Here is a 16714-nt window from a genome sequence, read left to right on the forward strand (position 1 = left end):
AAGTGTCAATATTTAAATTAATTTTTCTTAGTTTAATGAATCTTTTAATTGATTCTTATAGGAATTTTTTACTAGGTGTAAATTTGCCTGTATATTTTCCTTTATAAACTGCATCTTCTTTTAAAGGAATTATATTTGGTTGAAAATTATTATTTAAAGCTTTGAGATACAATGATTTGTTTTCTCTAACCAGTGCTTTAAATGTTGCTTCATCATCTTGAAATACGATTATCATTTCACCTGTTTGAACATATTCCAGTGGTACATCTGGATCAATACAAATAAAATCACCATCATTAAATTCTGGCGAATTACTGATTCCTTGTGTAATCAGATAAAAACTATTTTTACCTGTATCTGGTGGAGAAGGTAGCCAATTATCAATTTCGTGAGGTGAAATTGATCGTACATTTGTCATTGAACCGCATTGAACATAAGTCAAAACTGGAAGCATCCTTGTAATTGGTCTAAAATCTATAACATTATCAGATGTATCTGATTTTCCATACATTATATAGTCTATAGTTGTATTTAAAGTTGGTGCCATAATATTTAAATGTTCTAATTTAGGAATATTTACATCTTTTTCCCAGTGAACAATTGCTGCGTCAGTGATACCTAGGATTTTCGCTAAATCTTTTTGAGTCAGTTTTTTCTCTTTTCTCAGGTTTCTGATTCGATTACCAATAGATTCCATGATTTAAGCCTTAAGTTTAAAACTAATTTATCTTAGCTCTTGACGCACTAAGTTAACTGCTATTAAATAAACTAAGTTAAATTAGTTTTTAGGTGTTACATGACTCGTCAAGAAGCGGCAAAACTTTTGAATTGTTCTTTTGCAGATCTGGCTGAAAAGCTGGGAATCACGACGGCTGCTGTTGCTCAGTGGGGTGATGACAAAGAAATACCTCTTTTACGTGAGATTCAGGTGAAAGAATTGGCAGCAGGTCGAAATCCTCTATTTAAGTCAAAAGCTAAACGAAATATATCTCAGTCAAAAATCTAAAAATATGAATGAATTGAGAGGATTTAAACATGCAACTTACGAATAAAGAACGAGCACAAATGACTGTGATGTCACTTCAAATGGCTTTGAAAGCATCGGTTTATCGTCATAACGATGACAGTATGATGGCTTATATTGCTGAAAAAAACGGTTGGAATATCAATACATTCCGCAGTTCACTTAACCCAACTACGCCAACGCACAAGCCAAATATTTATCATTTGGAAGGTGTTCTTGCTGAAACCAAAGATGCTCGAATCATGGACAGCATCTGTGCAATTCACGGAAACGCGGCTTGGTTTGAATTGCCTAAGGTCAATGTTTTGTCTGACTCAGATTTCATTTCGAAAGTCGGACGTTTGGCTAAAGAAAATGGCGACCTAGTGCAGTCAATTGTCACAGCGATCAAAGACGGTGTGATTTCAGCAGATGAATTGGCTGTCATTCGTAAAGAGTCTTATGACTTGATTCGTATTGCAGCAACTTTGTTGGCAATGGCTGAATTACATCATGCTGGGGGCAAATAACGATGGCACTAACATTCCCTCAAGTACGTGATGCAGCCTTGGGTCGCTGGAAAGATATGATTTTCCCAGCTTTTGCAATCACGGTACCAGTTCATAAAAACAAACATGGGCCATGTCCGATTTGCGGTGGTACTGACCGTTTCCGTTGTGATGACAAACAGGGCAAGGGCACTTGGATCTGCAACCAATGTGGTGCGGGTGATGGTTTTGAGCTAGTTGTGAAAGCGCGCGGCTATACACATGCGGAAGTTTTAAAAGAGGTTGGCTCAATTGTTGGTTTATCGGCAGATAGTAAAGTAACCGATGCTGATCGTCAGAAATGGCGTGAACGTGAAGAAAAAATGCGTTTACAGGCTGAAGCTGAAGAACGTAAGGCGCAAGAAGCTGCTGCAAAACGTGCGGATCGACTTTGGAAAGGTAAATCTGTAGACCGTGATTGCCCTTATTTAGATCGTAAACAAGTGCAGAATCACGGTTGCAAGATTAATGGCAAAGGTAATCTGCTTGTTCCTCTGTTTGATATAGACGGCAAAATTTGGAATATGCAGGAGATCCATGCAGATGGATTTAAGCCTTATCTTAATGGTGGGCGTGTTAATGACTGCTTTTATATCATTGGAAAAATCCTAGCTGAAAATCAAATCGTATGTATTGCGGAAGGTTATGCAACTGGAGCAAGTATTTATGAAGCGACAGGACACACAACGGTAATCGCATTTCAATCAGGCAATATCGACAAGGTCGGCATTGCAATTCGTTCTAAATATCCAAATTTGCAGCTTGTTTACTGTGCTGATGATGACAGTGCAACGCTAAATGCAGGTCTAAAAGCTGCGAATAAAGCTGTGGCTGCCACTGGCGGTATCATTGTATTACCTAAATTTCAAACGGTGGAGTCTGTATGAATCTCGAAGAAAATAACGAGCAGCCACCAGCAGCAGTTAAGCCACCATCTGATTTTAACGATCTGCATGTGTTGTCGGGGTTAGGTGAAGTTCGTCGGCAGATCGAAACGGCCATTTCATCATCTGATTTTGCTTTTGATGTTTCCCCGTGCCCCCTAAATTTAACCGACCACAATTTAGGGGAAATGCCAGAAAATAATGGATATATCGACTATTCCGATGATGCTTTTCAGCTAGATTTTGCACCGCCAATGAATGGCCATTCTATTGAAACTGGTCAGCAGGAAACAGCGGGGGGTGGGGAAAATTTTAGGGTCCTTGATCCAAACAGTCTTGAAGCTAAACTTAATAATGCTTTAGATCGCTATGCTGTGATTGCGTGTAGCAATGATGCTTTTGACTTTAAAACCAAGCATAAATTCAAGATTTCATCATTGAAACATACGCTCAGTAATACGTTTAAGCACTGGTATAGTCACGAGAACCGCAAAACGCTTGAAAAAGATGAAGTTGAAGCTCTGCTTAATCAAGACATTGGATCTGTAGCACCCAATATGAGCAAAAACTGCATTTTGTTGAAAGGTGAAACGTATATCTATGACAAGTCTTTAAACCGTGTGGTATCGTGGTCTGCATCTCAATTGATGTACCCGCATGAGTATAAGAAATGGATTGAAAGTCCGACTCGTTGTGAAATCGATTATGAAAAATTGATATTCGATCCAACACGTAAAATTGATATTGATCCAAATTATATCAATACATTTGAGGGCTATGGTGTTAAGCAGCTCTTGGATCAGGATCATAACCCATTAGATACTCGTTCATTACTGGCAAAATGTGCAGGCATTTTAAAAATGACCTGGTGTTTGTGTAATGGTGATTTAGATATTCAGCGTTGGTTGCTCCAGTGGCTAGCGTATCCACTTCAGAACGAAGGGCAAAAGGCGCACAGTGCTGTATTGATGGCAAGTCATGTTCAAGGGTCGGGAAAAACAACGTTATTTGAAAAAGTAATGGGTGGAATTTACGGTAAATATCACCGAGTTATTACCTCACAAGAATTGGAAAGCCCTCAATTTAACGGTTGGTTGAACAATGCAGCATTCATTTTTGGTGAAGAAATTGCAACGAATGCCACTAAGTACAACGTTACGCCTTATCTGAATGCGTTGATTACTGCAAAAAGTGTAACGATCAATGAGAAGCAACGCCCTCAGAAACAAGTGCCTGCATATTTCAATATGGCATTTGCTTCAAATGAAAATATTCCATTTCCGTTGCATGGTGAAGCGAGACGTTGGTTTGTCATCGCACCGCAAAATAAGCTAGATGAGAAATTGAGTGAGCAAGTCTATGCAGAAATCGCAAATGATGGCCTAGATGCGTTCTATACCTACTTAATGAGTGTGCCTTTGGAGGAATTTAAGCATGATAAGCCACCGATTACCGACGCTAAACGGGCATTGATTAATGCAAGTAAGCGATCTATTGAGGTGTTTATTGACGAATGGTTGTCTGGTGAAACCAAGTACAAAATTGTAAGTTGCAAGGCAAGTCAGCTCTATGATTCATACAAAGAGTGGGCATCTGCAACGCTGGAGCATAAATATACCTATCGGAAATTTACTGAGGATATCAAGAAGATAGATGGCATAGAGCTGCTTGAGAAGCAGAAATGGCGGTATATCCGTCAAGAGGGCCAGTCCCTGATCATCAAGGTTGGTGAAGTGCCTGCTGATCGGAATGCATTGGATTGGTATGGAGAGTGCGTGAATGAATTTGAAAAAGGTGTACCAAATGTACTTGACAAAAAAACTGCCTAAACCTAAGCTTTGTGACGTAAAAACAATGGCTTGTGAAGCTGTTCAGGTGAACGAGGGGAATGACAAAAACGCTCGTTCACCTAGTCGTTCACCTAGTAAGCCATTGAATTATAATAATGAATTACTCTCAGGTGAACGAGAGAACGACTTTTCTCCCGCGCACGTGGGAAGAAAATTTATATACCCTCTTATTTATCTATATTCTATACTCAATAACTCTGTCTTTATTTTTTTTACTCTCACGTGCGCGCGTATTTTTTCGTTCACTCGTTCACTTTTAAAGAATTTAATAATAAAAACAAATGTTTATCAGGTGAATGACTTAAAAATGTCGTTCCCAAGTCGTTCACTCGTTCACCTGAAAGGCTAACCAATGGAAAAATTAATTCGATTATTAAATCCAAAAACTGTTAATTATGAAGCAATTAGGGTTGATAATGCTTCATCTGAACTTACAGCTCAGGATGTTGTGCTTGCAATGAGCTTTGCGAAGCTGACACCACTTCAAGAAAATTTAATTAAGTTGAAATGCTTTGATGCAAACAGTGATGAAAATTTAAATCAATTTTCTCAATTGCTGGTGCAAAAGTACCAAGGTTTATTTGCTGGCCAAAAACTGGCTTTTGATTATCACCAGACTGTGATTCGTGTTGCGTTGCTGGAGTTCTGCAAAGTGACGGCTAATTACACACCATCATGCCGAAATCGTGCTGTCTTGGCTGGTGTTGAATATCGTGTGGTGCATCGGTACTTGGGTAAGGTGATTACATTGATTCTTGAAGATTTTGAAAAGGAGTATGCAATTGCTGAAGAGAAGATCTTTTTTCAGCTCTATAAAACTAATTAAAATAAGTTATTGACACTGGAACAAAGTTAAGTTAGTTTTCTCCATAATGAATTATTGTAAGTTTAATCCTCAGAGTCTTAGGACTCTATTCAAAGGACTGTATGTTTAACCGCATACAGTCCTCTTTTTTTTGAGGTCTAGCATCATGGCAAACAAACCGCCCCAACGGGCAAAACGCCCGTGCAAGGTGAGTAGTTGTAAAGACTTTGCTGTGAACGGTGGTTACTGTGATCAACATCAAGAACGGATCAGAAAGAAAGATCGTGAACGGGGCACAGCTCACCAGCGCGGCTATGATGCTGAATGGGATAAACAGCGGCTTTTGTTCTTGGATGAGCATCCATTGTGTGTTGATCATAAGCGTCGTGGTTATATTGAGATGGCAATGGTGGTTGACCATATCATTCCGCATAAAGGCGATAAGAAACTATTTTGGGATAAGTCGAATTGGCAAGCACTGTGCAAATCCTGTCATGACAGAAAGACTGCAACTGAAGACAAGGGTAGCTGGTCATATCAGCAGACAGTAATTGAAAAGCCAGTATCTTGTTATGTATTTAAAGTTGGTCAAATGGTACATGCTGCTACAGGTTATGCATTTGATTCACTGAGTTGCAAAGCTATAGATCAATTTGAGATTAAGTCAATTCAAGACAAGATAATCGAAGTTGAAGATGCAGATGGTTTTATACACCGTTTGCATCATTCACATTTCAAAGCGGTGACTGCATGAGTGACTACATGAACATGACACTTGAGCAGCTTCAGCAAGAACATGCTGAGTTGCTTGAGTTTAATGAGATGCTTGATAAGAAATACAAACATCATGCAGCACGAGCTGAAAAGTACAGGCGCAAGTGTGAATCTATAGCAAGTTTATTCGTCGTTCCTAGTGAAAATCACCAAATGACAATTAAAGCAATCCAAACAATTTTGGAAAGGGTTGGTGAGGAATGATCAAATTGAATGTCTTTTTTCTGTGTTTTTATGTGCTGTCTAGTTTTGGCGCATTAATGACTGATGATCAGGTGATGTCTTGCTTTAGCGGCATCTATGCAATGGTATTTGCGTTAGCTCTCATATTTTCACCAAGAGAGGTTTGAGATTAAATCAATTCAGGACAAGATTGTTGAAGTTGATGACGCGGATGGGTTTACCCACAAGCTGCATCATTCACATTTCAAGGCGGTGGCAACATGAGTGAAGTTATATTGCTTGGTGATCCTGTTGTCTATCGTGATGACATCAATGGCTTTGATGATGTTGGCGTGGTAGTTCAGGTTGGTTCAAGTCTGCATGTACTTTGGAATGGTGAAAAAAATCCACGTGTAGAAATCTATGAACGTTTGCGACTTGCTCGACTAGATGAAACAGATCTACATCGTCGAGTGATAAAAGAGGATGATTGAAATGAAAAGAAAAGACCGCGATTGGTCTGGGGTTTGGGTTCTTGTTTTGATTCTAATCTTACTGTTCAGCATATTCATCTCAGTTACAAATACGATTGCACTTTGTAAAAATCAAAAAGTGTTTTGGATTAAAGGCACACAATACAGTTGCTCTATTTTCAAATAATTATTGTGTGGGGATAGGGGGTAAAAAGTCGAAAAGGCTTTCCTAGAAAAGACCGCCCCCCCATGAAATTTTTACGTGGTCAAAAGTCCATAGGGGGGTATACCTCTAATATTTAAATAGTTTTAAAAAATTTGGAGGTTCTTATGTCTAATATGGGTCGTCCACCTAAGTCCTTACAGGAAAAAAATTTAAGTGGCAGCCGCATCCGTTCAGATCGGGATGGGGATGCACAGGAAGCAAATGCAGCCGTGGAACTGGGAATGCCGCCATGCCCTCGTTGGATAAAAGGAGCCGCGAAAAAACACTGGGATGTACTGGGGCCCACGTTGGTTCAGGCGGGCTTAATGTCTGTAGTCGATGGTGATGTGTTTTCAATTCACTGTGACAACGTTGCACGCTATGCCGATGTGGTTGAGAAATTGGACAACATTGAATCATGGCTGGCAAGTACACCCAACGGTTTTGAGGTTCAGGCAGGATTTGTCCAGATTCGCAACAAGCTTCAGGAACAAATTTTAAAAACGGCTGCTGAATTTGGCTTGACCCCAAAGGCGCGTTCAAGTGTCAAGATCAACAAGCAACAGCAGCTTGACCTACTGGGTGCTGATGCTGCCCAGAAAGAAGAAAATGACCCCTATGCTGGGTTTAACATTCGTTCAAGTTAGTGAGTTTTTATGCGCGATTATTTCAAAATTGCGCTCCAGTATTGCCATGACGTGCGCTCTGGAGTGCGCACGGCTGGGCAGTTGGAAAAACTTGCAGTCAAACGTTTCCTGAATGACCTAAATCGCTCAGGCATTGCGCTTGGATCGGGTGATGAGGAAACAGAAAAATTACTTAAATCATTAAAAATTGGCGCAAAGCCGCCTGACATAGGGTTTGGGTTTAAGTTCGATTTAAAGCGCGCACATCATGCGTGCTTTTTTATTGAAACCTGTCCTCATGTTGAAGGTGAGTTGGCGCGCTTGAGGCGTGACGGAACCCGAAATCTTTTGGTTATGTCGCCTTGGCAGATTTTTGTCACGGTCAATATTTTTGGATGGGTCGATTATGAAGATTTGCGCCGATTCACTTATGTATATCTGGAAGTTGCTAAGAAAAATGGTAAAACGACTTGGCTTGCTGCTGTCGGGCTTTACATGGGGTTCATCGACGGTGAACCAGGTTCCAACGTCTACGCGGCTGCCACGACCAGAGACCAAGCCAATATTTTGTTTGGCGCGGCAAAAACAATGGTTGAGTATTCGCCAAAGATGCGCGAGCGTTTTGATATTACGAAGCAAGAATATTCAATTTTCCAGACCACTACCAACTCGTCATTTAAGGCGCTATCACAAGATCGGGACGGATCAAAGGACGGCTTCAACGTACATTGTGGCCTGATTGATGAATTACATGCGCATAAAGATTCGGGCATGTATGACATTGTTTCAAACGGGATTGCATCACGTTCCCAGCCGCTACTTTTTGCGATTACTACGGCAGGCAAGGACACAACATCTGTTTGTTACCGTGAACGGAAAATCGTTGTCGCTATCCTGAAAGGGGAAGCGACTCATGACCGATATTTCGGGATGATTTTTTCTTTAGATAAAGGCGATGATTGGAAAGACCCGAAAAACTGGTCTAAAGCGAACCCGAATATTGGTATTTCAGTAAAGCCTGAATATCTTCAGGGCATGGCTGATAAATGTAAGATTTCCCCAGCCAATGAAGCCATATTTCGGCAGAAACATCTGAACGAGTGGGTCGGGGCGGTGGACGGCTGGATTGCTGAATCTGTTTTGACCAATACCATTGATGATCAGGTCAGGATTCAGGAATTTAAGGGCGTGGTTGGGTTTGGTGGCTACGATTTGGCAAGCCGTCTGGACTTGGCAAGCTGGGTGGAACTGCGTCCCCGTCGGGAAAATGGCAAGGTGATGTGGCACGCTTTTTCACATAACTATATCAACGAGCGTGTGATTGAGGCCACGGAAGCAATTAATGGCGAGATGCGTCCCGATGATTATCCAGTCTGGCGTGATGATGGTTACTTAATTGAAACGCCTGGCGCTTCAACTGATTTTAACCGCATTAAAGAAGACATTATTCAACATCACATAGATTATCCATTTTATGAGGTTGGGCACGATCCGTACCATGCTGAACAGGTGACAGCGGATTTACTGGATGAAGGAATCAATGTTATTGAGGTGCCACAACGTACTGAATACTTGAGTCCAGCCATGCGCTGGATTGAGGTTCTGATTGCGGAGGGGCGTTTCTTTTATGACGGCAATCCTGTTTTTGGTTGGTGCATTCTCAATATCGTGGTCAAGCCTGATGCCAAGGACAATATTTTTCCGCGAAAAATTTCACGGGCAAAAAAAATTGATGCTGGTGTTGGTTTAATTATCGCTGCATCAAGGGCGATGTACTGGGATAAAGAGGAAGTTTTTGAGCTTGTCCCTGGTGAAATTGGTGATGATTGGGACGTGGATGACTATTTAGAAAACATGGTGGTAGGTAGACGACGATGACAGCAAAAATTGCAAAAAATCGGCTGTTTGAGTGTCTTGAAAAGGACAAAATCCAACGGGCCGTGAATGAAGTCAAGGATTTACAGGGGCGAAGCACAGGCCCAGAAAGTCCCAAAAAAGGGACATTGATTGATTTTCCACGTTCAAACAGCCGTATTGCCAGTACAGCAACGTTTGAACGGGCAATGACGCTTTCTGCGGTGTTTGCCTGTCATAAAATTCTGGCTGAAACGGTGGCGAGTTTGCCGCTTGAGATGTTCATTTTTGATAAAAATCGGCATAGAAAACAGATATTTGATCATGATTTAGCCCGTTTATTCCGCAATAAACCCAACGATGATCAGACAAATGTTGAGTTTAAAGAGACTTTTATGCTGAATTTGATCAGTGGAAATGTCTATGTGCGGAAATATTACTATCACAAACAGCTTAATCAGCTTGTGGTGATCAATAATGCGTCGGTTTTACCAAAATTGAATGATAAAGGCAAAAAAGAGTACCACGTCACATATTTTGACGGAAAAAAGGAAATTCTGACAGATAAGGAAATCTGGCACGTCAAATTGTTTGGCACTGGCTTGGTTGGCATGTCGCCTTTGGCGTATGGGGCCAGATCAATCGGAATTGGCCTTGCCACTGACGATAAAGTCGGGCGTGTGATGGAAAATGGGGCAAAACCCTCTGGAACGCTATCAACTGAAAAATCTTTGAAAAAAGAACAGCGTGATGCATTGCGTCAGGAAATGTCAGAGCTGGTATCTGGCGATGACTGGTTTCTGCCAGTGCTGGAGGGTGGCTTAACGTTCGAGAAAATCAGCTTAACGCCTGAAGATATTGAACTGTTATCCACCCGACGTTTTACGGTTGAAGAAATTTGTCGTTTCTATGGTGTACCTAGTGTCCTGATCAATGACACAAGCGGTTCAACGGTTTGGGGCAGTGGTATTGAACAACTGGTCGAGTCGTTTTACCGCTTTGGTTTGCGTCCTTACTTTGAACGAATTGAGGAATCTGCACGGCTGAATCTGCTGGATCGGGTCGATTGGGACACATACGAGTTTGAATTTAAGATCAAGGACTTGTTACGGGCATCCATTACCACACGTATTGCGAACAACAAGGCGCGCATCGAAAGCGGTCAGTCAACAATTAATGAGGTCAGGATTGAAGAGGGTTATGCACCGATTGAGGGTGGTGACAATCTGATGCTGGCATCTAATCTTATTACCCTTGATCGTGTAGTGACAGGGCAGACAGGACAAGGGGAGTAAAATGAAGTTACTCAATGATGGTATTGGTTTGCCTTTGCTGTTGCGGAATGCAGGCTTTCAGATGCCAGATGTTCAGACGCGGCTGCTACCGTTTCAAGATATGCAGTTGCGTTTTGATGAGCAGCAAGACCAGAACAAGCCGTTTGAGTTTGAGGGGTATGCTGTGCGCTGGGATAGTATCAATTCGCATGGCGAACAGTTTGTCAAAGGTGCTTTTACTGATTATATCAATGCAGTCAAGGCGGGTGCAGCACGATGCCATATGTACTATAACCACGGTTATCAACTGGTTTGGGTCAATCCGACCTATGGTATGCGAATTGGTAAGTGGTTGAATCTGGAAGAGGATGACATTGGGTTGAAAGTGACGGGGCGTATTACCCCGAATCACAGTCTGGCCCATGATGTTCGGGCCATGCTGGAGGATAAAACCATTGATGGCTTATCTGTTGCATTTTTCCGTCCGAATCCAATGGATGTTGAAGACTTGGGCGAATATGTACGGATCAAACGCGCCAATTTATATGAAATCAGTCCGTGTGATGAACCCAGTGACCGCAATGCCCGTATCACGGATGCTGACATGCGTAATATTCAGACTGAGGATGATTTAAAACGTTTTTTACGCCAGTTCAATCTTGATGAAGCGGCTTCAACTGCACTGATCCAGCGTGTTCAGTCTTTTGGACAACCAGAACCTGAACCTAAAAAAGACCCCTTTGCTTGGTTGGACCAAGTTTAAACCTTAATTTTTTACATACATGACCGCCCATTTGAGGCGGTTTTTTCTTGCAAGGAAAAATATATGACAGCTTATATGCCTCGTCCAGTAATGACTTTACCGATTTATGCACGTAATGCAGGCGGTCAGTCTATTGATGATTTATCCAAGGATTTACAAGATCGTATTGCAAAACTGGATAAATTGATTGAGACCCGCCAGAACCAATTGACCAATTTGCCTGAAAATGTCCGTCAAGAACTTGAAGATCGTACCACTGAAATTAACAAGCTCGCTGCGGATATTACCCAGATTCAAACTGATTTGGTGAATCAGGCCAAAACCCGTAATAAAGAGGAAGCTGATACGCTTGTTGGCATCCTGATCCGCAATACAGAAGCAATCGAAATTGCCCAAACCATGTTGAGCAAACGCCAGAAAAATTCCAGTGTGAATTTTGATGGTATCAAAGCCCGTAACATCATCACTTTGGGCAGTTTGGGCGATAACGCACAATATGCACAAAATGATCTGAACCGTCGTCCGTGGCAACCATTAACAGTGGTTGACCTGATTACCTGGGCACCGCTTACAAACGATGTTGTTACCTTGTTGCGTGAAACCGCTTGGGGCTTGATGGCGGATATTGTGCCAGAGGGTACAGCCAAGCCTGAATCTAATTTGACTTTCGGCACAATGGTACTGAATGTCGGGGTGATTGCTCACTGGATCAAGGTATCGAATCAGGTGCTGGCAGATATGCCGATGCTTGCTTCATATATCGAAAGCCGCATGGCCTATGGTATTCGTTTCAAGCTGGAATGGTTCGTGATCAATGGTCATACCCCTGCTGTTGGACAGCCTAAAAACTTTAGCGGGTTAATGGAGACAGGTAACTTTGTCACCATCACCGTTGATCCTGAAGACACTGACCTTGATATTCTGAATAAAGCCAAGTACAAGGCGGCAAAATCCTTTGTTCAGCCTGAATGCTATATTTTGAACCCTGAAGACTGGGGCTTTATTGAACGTCTCAAGGGTGAGGATGGGCATTATATTGTTGGCGTGCCAACAGGTATTGGCGCGCAAGTGTACTTGTGGGGCTTGCCAGTCCGTTTCAGTCCAGCTCAAACGGCCCGAAAATTCTGGTGTGGTAACTTATCCATTGGTTATGACGGATATATTCGTCAGGATGTGGATACTCAGGTATCCCTTGAAGACGGTGACAACTTCATTAAGAACCTTGCGACAGTTCGTTCAGAAATGCGTGCGGCTGGTGGTGTGATCATTCCTGATGCCAACGTGGCAGGCGACTTGACTACATAATCTTAAATATTCACAAAAAGCACCCTTCGGGGTGCTTTTTTTAACTCTTTTCGTGTCGCAAAAAGGCTATTTTTATGAGTGATTTAATTGACCCCAACATTGTCAAAAAGCAGTTACGTGTACTGCATAACCGTGATGATGATTACATCGGATTACTCACAAAAGCAGCTCTAAAACATATTCAAAATTTCTTAGATCGACCACTTGAAGAAGTACTGGTCGAAGGCAAGTTGCATGAAGATTTGACGATTGCAGCCTTGTTGATCATTACTGATATGTACCAGAACCGAGCAGCTCAAACTGAGGTGAATCTCTATGTGAACAATGCTGTTGAAAATTACATGCTGCCATACCGAAGAATGGGGGTCTAAATGTCAAAACGTTTAATAAAAAAAGCAGCGATGCTTTCAATTATTGCTCAAGAAGATGCTTTGAAAAAGGTTTTAGTTTTTCAAGAAAAGATGAAAGAAGGTACGGTTCCTGTTTCAACGAACTGTATTAAAGAACTTCTCGCAGAGATTGAGCATCATCTTAAAGAATCACTTGATTGGACAGCTGGCATCCATGAAATAGGGGAATGACATGCAATCAGGCGAATTAGACCATCTGTACGAAGTACTGCAACGTACTGAAGAAAAAGACAGTGCGGGTCAAAAAAAATGGGTGTGGAACAAGATTGGTGAATTTTATGGCGGTGAAGTACCTGTCAGTACTTCAGCATTTTCGTCATCTGGTGCGATGGGATCGGCTTTAGTCGTTCAGATCAATTACCGACCTGAAGATTTTCCAGATTTGTTGCCTGAACATCAGTTGCGTGATGCAGACAGCCAAAACATTTATGCGATTACCGGCATCTTGCCAGTCAGTCGTGCCAAACATCGAATTATGTGTGCGGTAGGGAAAATATGATTGATTCGTCTGTGGAAGTTGAAGGCTTGGACGATCTTACAAAGCAATTGACCAGATTAGTGAGTCTAGCAAAGCAACAACAGTATGTAATGAATGCAGCTAGTTATGCGCTTAGCCCGATAGTAAAAGAAGTAAAGCGTTTAGCACCTAAGGCTGAATCAGAATATATCCGCTATCGAAATGGTCGAAAAGATAAAGTTAAGCCTGGTGGATTAAAAAAAGCGATTTCGAGAAAAAGAGTAAAACTTGAGAAAAGCCGTGGTGTGGCACTTCAAATAAAATATAACAAGGCATTTTATTGGCGTTTCTTGGAGTATGGTACACCCAATATGGCTGCTATTCCTTTTATACGTCCAGGTTTTGATACAAAAAAATCAGAAGCCTTGCAGCGATTTAAAGATCGATATCGCAGTTATGTCGATGATGTTATTCAACGTCGAGCAAGTGCGGGAGGAAATGGAGATGCTGGCGATTGAAATTTGTAATGTACTGCTGAGTGGTGCTGGATTTAAGTGTGGACCTGCACCCATTACTGCAGGTGAAGACCTGACAGATGGCTATGTCACCTTTCAGGACATTAGCACGGTACCGCAAAACGATGTAACAGGTTGGACGGGTATTGATTATGTCCGCATGCAAGTGAATGTCTATCACCATGAAAAATTGAAAGCATCACAGCGTGCCAATCAAATTAAGAAATTATTTTCAAAACAGAATCCGTACTGTGAATGCACGCCAGCTGGTGAGCGTGGATCACATGATACTGAAACCTTGCTGCACTGTCAGCAAATCGATTTTTACATGACTCAATCTGATAACAGTTGTTAGGAGACACTATGACTGATTGCGCAGCGGGAACAGTTGATTCCCAAGGGATCGAACTCCATGTGACTGGAGCACCGCTTTTCCCTACTCAAACATTAATTGCAGATGTATTGGATTTGCCTTTACCTGCAGGTGAACGTCCGACTGATGATGTGACTTCTGTGACATCAAAATTTGCTGAAAAATTGGCAGCTGGTGTCATTGATTACGGCAATATCGAATTGGGCTTACTTCAACGGACTAATGATGATCAGCAGGTGACACTGGAGCGTGCCTTCATTGCTGGTGACTGTTTTGATTGGGAAATCAAATTACCTGATGAAGCTAAAACTTCATATAAATTTTGCGGATCGATCACCAAATTTGCACCATCGCGTGAAGCATCGAAAAAGAACCGTGTGGCTTTAACGATTGCCATCTCTGGTGCTGTTGACCACTTAGAAAATGGTGTTTCGGTGATTAATCCTCCTCCATCAGGACCTTAATCGATTTATTTCAAAAAGACCCCGTTTCGACGGGGTTTTTTCATTCTATCTATTTCAAAAAAATGAGAGGCAATCATGTCTAAATTAGTAAATGCATTTTTAGGTACCGTTGGTAAAAAATCTTCACAGGTCGTTGAAGTTCCTGAAGTGGGTAAAGTTGGTGTTTTTACATCCATGACCTTGCAGCTACGTGCAGAGTATTTCGCTGAGCGTAAAGACAATGACAAAATTGCCAATGCCTTATTGTTGCAAAAAACCGTATTTGACCCCGAAACAGAAGAACTGATTCTTCAAAAGCTATCGTTGGATGATATTAATAACTTACCAACATATGTCACTGATCCATTGGTTAAGGTTGCATTGCAAGCAATTGGTGTGACACCTGAAATGATTGCACAGCAGGCCAATAAAGAAGTGGAGCCTGAAGAACTAAAAAACTCCGCGAACGACCAGAACTAATGTTTATGTTTCAGCTCGCACTGCGGTTGGGTCGGACCGTAAACGAGTTGATGAGCAGTATGAGTGCTGAGGAGTTCGAGTACTGGAAAGCATTTTCAGTATTCGAGCCAATCGGTGTTCTACGTGAAGATGCATTATTTGCCAATGTCTGTAAAACATTTGCTGATTTGCATGTGAAAAATGAACTGACATTACGGGATTTCACTGTGTTTAATCGCAATAAAGCAGAGCCTGAACCAGATCAAGAGCAAGTGATGCGTAACATCAAAGCAGTGTTTGGAGCTTTAAGTGCCAAGTCAAAGGCATAAGAATGTTTAAAACTGCCATAAAAAATCATATTTTCTACCAAGCACAGCAAATAAGATACCGCTTAGGTTGTTGCACTTTTGAAAAAATTGGATTAGGCTTTTTAAGTCACAGCAAAATCTGTGATTTGGGTTAGCCTCCAAATACATTCAAAGAGAGCAATACCGCTCAAAGCGGTTTTATTTTGCCTAAAGCTTTTTACAACCTGTGAAAAGCACCTACTATGGTGGGTTAGGTAGGAGCATCGCAAGATGCGCCAGTTCTCTTTGCTGGTAAGGCTAATCCTATCTAATCTGCCACCCAATTTATTAGCCTGAATTTGGTGGTAATTCTTATCAAAGAGGATTTGCCATGAATGCTATTTCAAAAGTTGTTAAATTTAATAATCAACAATTACCTGTATTTTTACATCAGGATAAACCTTATGTTGCTATGAAGCCTATATGTGAAAATATTGGGCTTCAATGGGAAGCTCAATTAAGAAGAATTAAACGTAATCATGTGCTTAGCAAGGGTATGTCCATTATGGACATACCTTCTAACGGTGGTATTCAGCAATATGTATGTTTACCATTAGGGTTGTTAAATGGATGGTTAATGGGAGTAGATATAAGTAAAGTTAAGTCTGAAATAAAAGATACTTTGATGAAATATCAACTTGAATGTTATGACGTGCTTTACAAACACTTTATGCCTAAACCACCAAAGCAAATAGATATGTCTATGTATGTGAGCAAAGATGTTCACAATAATTTGGCACTTAAATACCATCGTATGTTTAGACAGTATGATGACATGATTGATACCATGCGGGCACAAGTTGAAGATATGCAACGGAAATGTCGTAGGTATGATTTTAAAATGGTGCGAAGTGCGATCAGTATAGAAGAAGCAGCGAATGTTTTAAAAGTTCCAGTATCTAAGATTAAGAAAGTTTTGGAGGATGAGTATATCATTCAGGAACGCTGCACCTATGTTGAACATAATAAGCCGATACTGAAAGTGACCGAGCGTGGTAAGTCTTTTGATTTGGTTTTTATTCAAAATGAAATTGGTAAAAATGGTGTTGAGGAAGTCATCATGATTAATGAAGATGGTATGGCATATCTCAATGGACGAGTTTGATTTTAGATTTCATGAATAAGTAAGTTTGTGTAATTTTAAATCTAATAGTATGATCCCTATCAATAATGATGGGGATTTT

23 protein-coding genes are annotated in these 16714 nt (G+C 41.2%); 22 read left to right on the forward strand and 1 reads right to left on the reverse strand.

The window, feature by feature from the left end; translation table 11 throughout:
* Positions 1 to 55: 55 nt before the first annotated feature.
* Positions 56 to 697, reverse strand: coding sequence for a LexA family protein (locus ACN19N_RS05640; RefSeq protein ID WP_420002153.1), 642 nt, complete (start codon positions 695 to 697; stop codon positions 56 to 58).
* Between the two features lie 99 nt (positions 698 to 796).
* Here ACN19N_RS05640 and ACN19N_RS05645 point away from each other — a divergent pair, with 99 nt between their 5' ends.
* The 22 genes from ACN19N_RS05645 (at position 797) to ACN19N_RS05750 (ending at position 16635) form a co-directional block, all read left to right on the forward strand.
* The gene (locus tag ACN19N_RS05645) at positions 797 to 1006 is read left to right on the forward strand and encodes a Cro/CI family transcriptional regulator (RefSeq protein WP_420002154.1); all 210 of its coding nucleotides are present in this window, start codon (positions 797 to 799) and stop codon (positions 1004 to 1006) included.
* Positions 1007 to 1035: 29 nt separating this feature from the next.
* The gene (locus tag ACN19N_RS05650; protein WP_420002155.1) at positions 1036 to 1533 is read left to right on the forward strand and encodes a phage regulatory CII family protein; all 498 of its coding nucleotides are present in this window, start codon (positions 1036 to 1038) and stop codon (positions 1531 to 1533) included.
* 2 nt (positions 1534 to 1535) lie between these two features.
* Complete coding sequence (locus tag ACN19N_RS05655; RefSeq protein WP_420002156.1) at positions 1536 to 2438, forward strand: primase-helicase zinc-binding domain-containing protein; 903 nt, start codon at positions 1536 to 1538, stop codon at positions 2436 to 2438.
* Positions 2435 to 4264 carry a DUF5906 domain-containing protein gene (locus ACN19N_RS05660; protein ID WP_420002157.1) on the forward strand — a complete coding sequence of 610 codons (1830 nt, stop codon included), beginning with the start codon at positions 2435 to 2437 and terminating at the stop codon, positions 4262 to 4264. The genes ACN19N_RS05655 and ACN19N_RS05660 overlap by 4 nt, the downstream gene beginning before the upstream one ends.
* A gap of 373 nt (positions 4265 to 4637) precedes the next feature.
* A complete protein-coding gene (locus ACN19N_RS05665; RefSeq protein ID WP_420002158.1) occupies positions 4638 to 5111 on the forward strand; it encodes a hypothetical protein in 474 nt (157 codons plus the stop codon).
* A gap of 145 nt (positions 5112 to 5256) precedes the next feature.
* The gene (locus tag ACN19N_RS05670; protein WP_420002159.1) at positions 5257 to 5844 is read left to right on the forward strand and encodes an HNH endonuclease signature motif containing protein; all 588 of its coding nucleotides are present in this window, start codon (positions 5257 to 5259) and stop codon (positions 5842 to 5844) included.
* Complete coding sequence (locus tag ACN19N_RS05675; RefSeq protein ID WP_257736699.1) at positions 5841 to 6068, forward strand: hypothetical protein; 228 nt, start codon at positions 5841 to 5843, stop codon at positions 6066 to 6068. Before ACN19N_RS05670 ends, ACN19N_RS05675 begins: the two co-directional genes overlap by 4 nt.
* 239 nt (positions 6069 to 6307) lie before the next feature.
* A complete protein-coding gene (locus ACN19N_RS05680; protein WP_420002160.1) occupies positions 6308 to 6520 on the forward strand; it encodes a phosphohistidine phosphatase in 213 nt (70 codons plus the stop codon).
* Positions 6521 to 6829: 309 nt separating this feature from the next.
* Positions 6830 to 7351 (forward strand): phage terminase small subunit P27 family, encoded by a 522-nt coding sequence (locus tag ACN19N_RS05685; RefSeq protein ID WP_420002161.1) that lies wholly within the window; start codon positions 6830 to 6832, stop codon positions 7349 to 7351.
* Positions 7352 to 7360: 9 nt separating this feature from the next.
* A complete protein-coding gene (locus ACN19N_RS05690) occupies positions 7361 to 9208 on the forward strand; it encodes a terminase large subunit (RefSeq protein ID WP_420002162.1) in 1848 nt (615 codons plus the stop codon).
* Positions 9205 to 10479 (forward strand): phage portal protein, encoded by a 1275-nt coding sequence (locus tag ACN19N_RS05695; protein WP_151769337.1) that lies wholly within the window; start codon positions 9205 to 9207, stop codon positions 10477 to 10479. The genes ACN19N_RS05690 and ACN19N_RS05695 overlap by 4 nt, the downstream gene beginning before the upstream one ends.
* 1 nt (position 10480) lies before the next feature.
* The gene (locus ACN19N_RS05700) at positions 10481 to 11221 is read left to right on the forward strand and encodes an HK97 family phage prohead protease (RefSeq protein ID WP_420002163.1); all 741 of its coding nucleotides are present in this window, start codon (positions 10481 to 10483) and stop codon (positions 11219 to 11221) included.
* A 63-nt stretch (positions 11222 to 11284) separates the two neighbouring features.
* The gene (locus ACN19N_RS05705; RefSeq protein ID WP_420002164.1) at positions 11285 to 12526 is read left to right on the forward strand and encodes a phage major capsid protein; all 1242 of its coding nucleotides are present in this window, start codon (positions 11285 to 11287) and stop codon (positions 12524 to 12526) included.
* A gap of 74 nt (positions 12527 to 12600) precedes the next feature.
* Positions 12601 to 12897, forward strand: a complete 297-nt coding sequence (locus tag ACN19N_RS05710; protein ID WP_420002165.1) for a head-tail connector protein — start codon at positions 12601 to 12603, stop codon at positions 12895 to 12897.
* Positions 12898 to 13107: a hypothetical protein gene (locus ACN19N_RS05715; protein ID WP_180110528.1), complete on the forward strand. Its 210-nt coding sequence runs from the start codon at positions 12898 to 12900 to the stop codon at positions 13105 to 13107.
* A gap of 1 nt (position 13108) precedes the next feature.
* On the forward strand, positions 13109 to 13435 hold the full coding sequence (locus tag ACN19N_RS05720; protein WP_420002166.1) for a head-tail adaptor protein: 327 nt from the start codon (positions 13109 to 13111) through the stop codon (positions 13433 to 13435).
* A complete protein-coding gene (locus ACN19N_RS05725; protein ID WP_420002167.1) occupies positions 13432 to 13911 on the forward strand; it encodes an HK97-gp10 family putative phage morphogenesis protein in 480 nt (159 codons plus the stop codon). The genes ACN19N_RS05720 and ACN19N_RS05725 overlap by 4 nt, the downstream gene beginning before the upstream one ends.
* Positions 13898 to 14263: a hypothetical protein gene (locus ACN19N_RS05730; RefSeq protein WP_180045031.1), complete on the forward strand. Its 366-nt coding sequence runs from the start codon at positions 13898 to 13900 to the stop codon at positions 14261 to 14263. The genes ACN19N_RS05725 and ACN19N_RS05730 overlap by 14 nt, the downstream gene beginning before the upstream one ends.
* Before the next feature lie 8 nt (positions 14264 to 14271).
* Complete coding sequence (locus ACN19N_RS05735; RefSeq protein WP_420002168.1) at positions 14272 to 14745, forward strand: hypothetical protein; 474 nt, start codon at positions 14272 to 14274, stop codon at positions 14743 to 14745.
* Between the two features lie 75 nt (positions 14746 to 14820).
* Positions 14821 to 15204, forward strand: a complete 384-nt coding sequence (locus ACN19N_RS05740; protein ID WP_420002169.1) for a hypothetical protein — start codon at positions 14821 to 14823, stop codon at positions 15202 to 15204.
* Between the two features lie 5 nt (positions 15205 to 15209).
* Entirely contained in the window at positions 15210 to 15512 is a 303-nt protein-coding gene (locus ACN19N_RS05745; protein ID WP_420002170.1) for a phage tail assembly protein T, read from the forward strand.
* A 349-nt stretch (positions 15513 to 15861) separates the two neighbouring features.
* Positions 15862 to 16635 carry a phage antirepressor N-terminal domain-containing protein gene (locus ACN19N_RS05750; protein ID WP_420002171.1) on the forward strand — a complete coding sequence of 258 codons (774 nt, stop codon included), beginning with the start codon at positions 15862 to 15864 and terminating at the stop codon, positions 16633 to 16635.
* Positions 16636 to 16714 lie beyond the last annotated feature (79 nt).

Source organism: Acinetobacter sp. LF10, from assembly GCF_048585715.1.
Classification (GTDB): Bacteria; Pseudomonadota; Gammaproteobacteria; order Pseudomonadales; family Moraxellaceae; genus Acinetobacter.

Excerpts from the sequence above, each read along its gene's own strand:
- ACN19N_RS05650 (WP_420002155.1), top strand. The coding sequence starts at position 1,036 with ATGCAACTTACGAATAAAGAACGAGCACAAATGACTGTGATGTCACTT.
- ACN19N_RS05705 (WP_420002164.1), top strand. The coding sequence starts at position 11,285 with ATGACAGCTTATATGCCTCGTCCAGTAATGACTTTACCGATTTATGCA.
- ACN19N_RS05690 (WP_420002162.1), top strand. The coding sequence starts at position 7,361 with ATGCGCGATTATTTCAAAATTGCGCTCCAGTATTGCCATGACGTGCGC.
- ACN19N_RS05735 (WP_420002168.1), top strand. The coding sequence starts at position 14,272 with ATGACTGATTGCGCAGCGGGAACAGTTGATTCCCAAGGGATCGAACTC.
- ACN19N_RS05745 (WP_420002170.1), top strand. The coding sequence starts at position 15,210 with ATGTTTCAGCTCGCACTGCGGTTGGGTCGGACCGTAAACGAGTTGATG.
- ACN19N_RS05640 (WP_420002153.1), bottom strand. The coding sequence starts at position 697 with ATGGAATCTATTGGTAATCGAATCAGAAACCTGAGAAAAGAGAAAAAA.
- ACN19N_RS05725 (WP_420002167.1), top strand. The coding sequence starts at position 13,432 with ATGATTGATTCGTCTGTGGAAGTTGAAGGCTTGGACGATCTTACAAAG.
- ACN19N_RS05750 (WP_420002171.1), top strand. The coding sequence starts at position 15,862 with ATGAATGCTATTTCAAAAGTTGTTAAATTTAATAATCAACAATTACCT.
- ACN19N_RS05645 (WP_420002154.1), top strand. The coding sequence starts at position 797 with ATGACTCGTCAAGAAGCGGCAAAACTTTTGAATTGTTCTTTTGCAGAT.
- ACN19N_RS05670 (WP_420002159.1), top strand. The coding sequence starts at position 5,257 with ATGGCAAACAAACCGCCCCAACGGGCAAAACGCCCGTGCAAGGTGAGT.
- ACN19N_RS05660 (WP_420002157.1), top strand. The coding sequence starts at position 2,435 with ATGAATCTCGAAGAAAATAACGAGCAGCCACCAGCAGCAGTTAAGCCA.
- ACN19N_RS05710 (WP_420002165.1), top strand. The coding sequence starts at position 12,601 with ATGAGTGATTTAATTGACCCCAACATTGTCAAAAAGCAGTTACGTGTA.
- ACN19N_RS05685 (WP_420002161.1), top strand. The coding sequence starts at position 6,830 with ATGTCTAATATGGGTCGTCCACCTAAGTCCTTACAGGAAAAAAATTTA.
- ACN19N_RS05720 (WP_420002166.1), top strand. The coding sequence starts at position 13,109 with ATGCAATCAGGCGAATTAGACCATCTGTACGAAGTACTGCAACGTACT.
- ACN19N_RS05680 (WP_420002160.1), top strand. The coding sequence starts at position 6,308 with ATGAGTGAAGTTATATTGCTTGGTGATCCTGTTGTCTATCGTGATGAC.
- ACN19N_RS05695 (WP_151769337.1), top strand. The coding sequence starts at position 9,205 with ATGACAGCAAAAATTGCAAAAAATCGGCTGTTTGAGTGTCTTGAAAAG.
- ACN19N_RS05730 (WP_180045031.1), top strand. The coding sequence starts at position 13,898 with ATGCTGGCGATTGAAATTTGTAATGTACTGCTGAGTGGTGCTGGATTT.
- ACN19N_RS05655 (WP_420002156.1), top strand. The coding sequence starts at position 1,536 with ATGGCACTAACATTCCCTCAAGTACGTGATGCAGCCTTGGGTCGCTGG.
- ACN19N_RS05675 (WP_257736699.1), top strand. The coding sequence starts at position 5,841 with ATGAGTGACTACATGAACATGACACTTGAGCAGCTTCAGCAAGAACAT.
- ACN19N_RS05715 (WP_180110528.1), top strand. The coding sequence starts at position 12,898 with ATGTCAAAACGTTTAATAAAAAAAGCAGCGATGCTTTCAATTATTGCT.
- ACN19N_RS05700 (WP_420002163.1), top strand. The coding sequence starts at position 10,481 with ATGAAGTTACTCAATGATGGTATTGGTTTGCCTTTGCTGTTGCGGAAT.
- ACN19N_RS05740 (WP_420002169.1), top strand. The coding sequence starts at position 14,821 with ATGTCTAAATTAGTAAATGCATTTTTAGGTACCGTTGGTAAAAAATCT.
- ACN19N_RS05665 (WP_420002158.1), top strand. The coding sequence starts at position 4,638 with ATGGAAAAATTAATTCGATTATTAAATCCAAAAACTGTTAATTATGAA.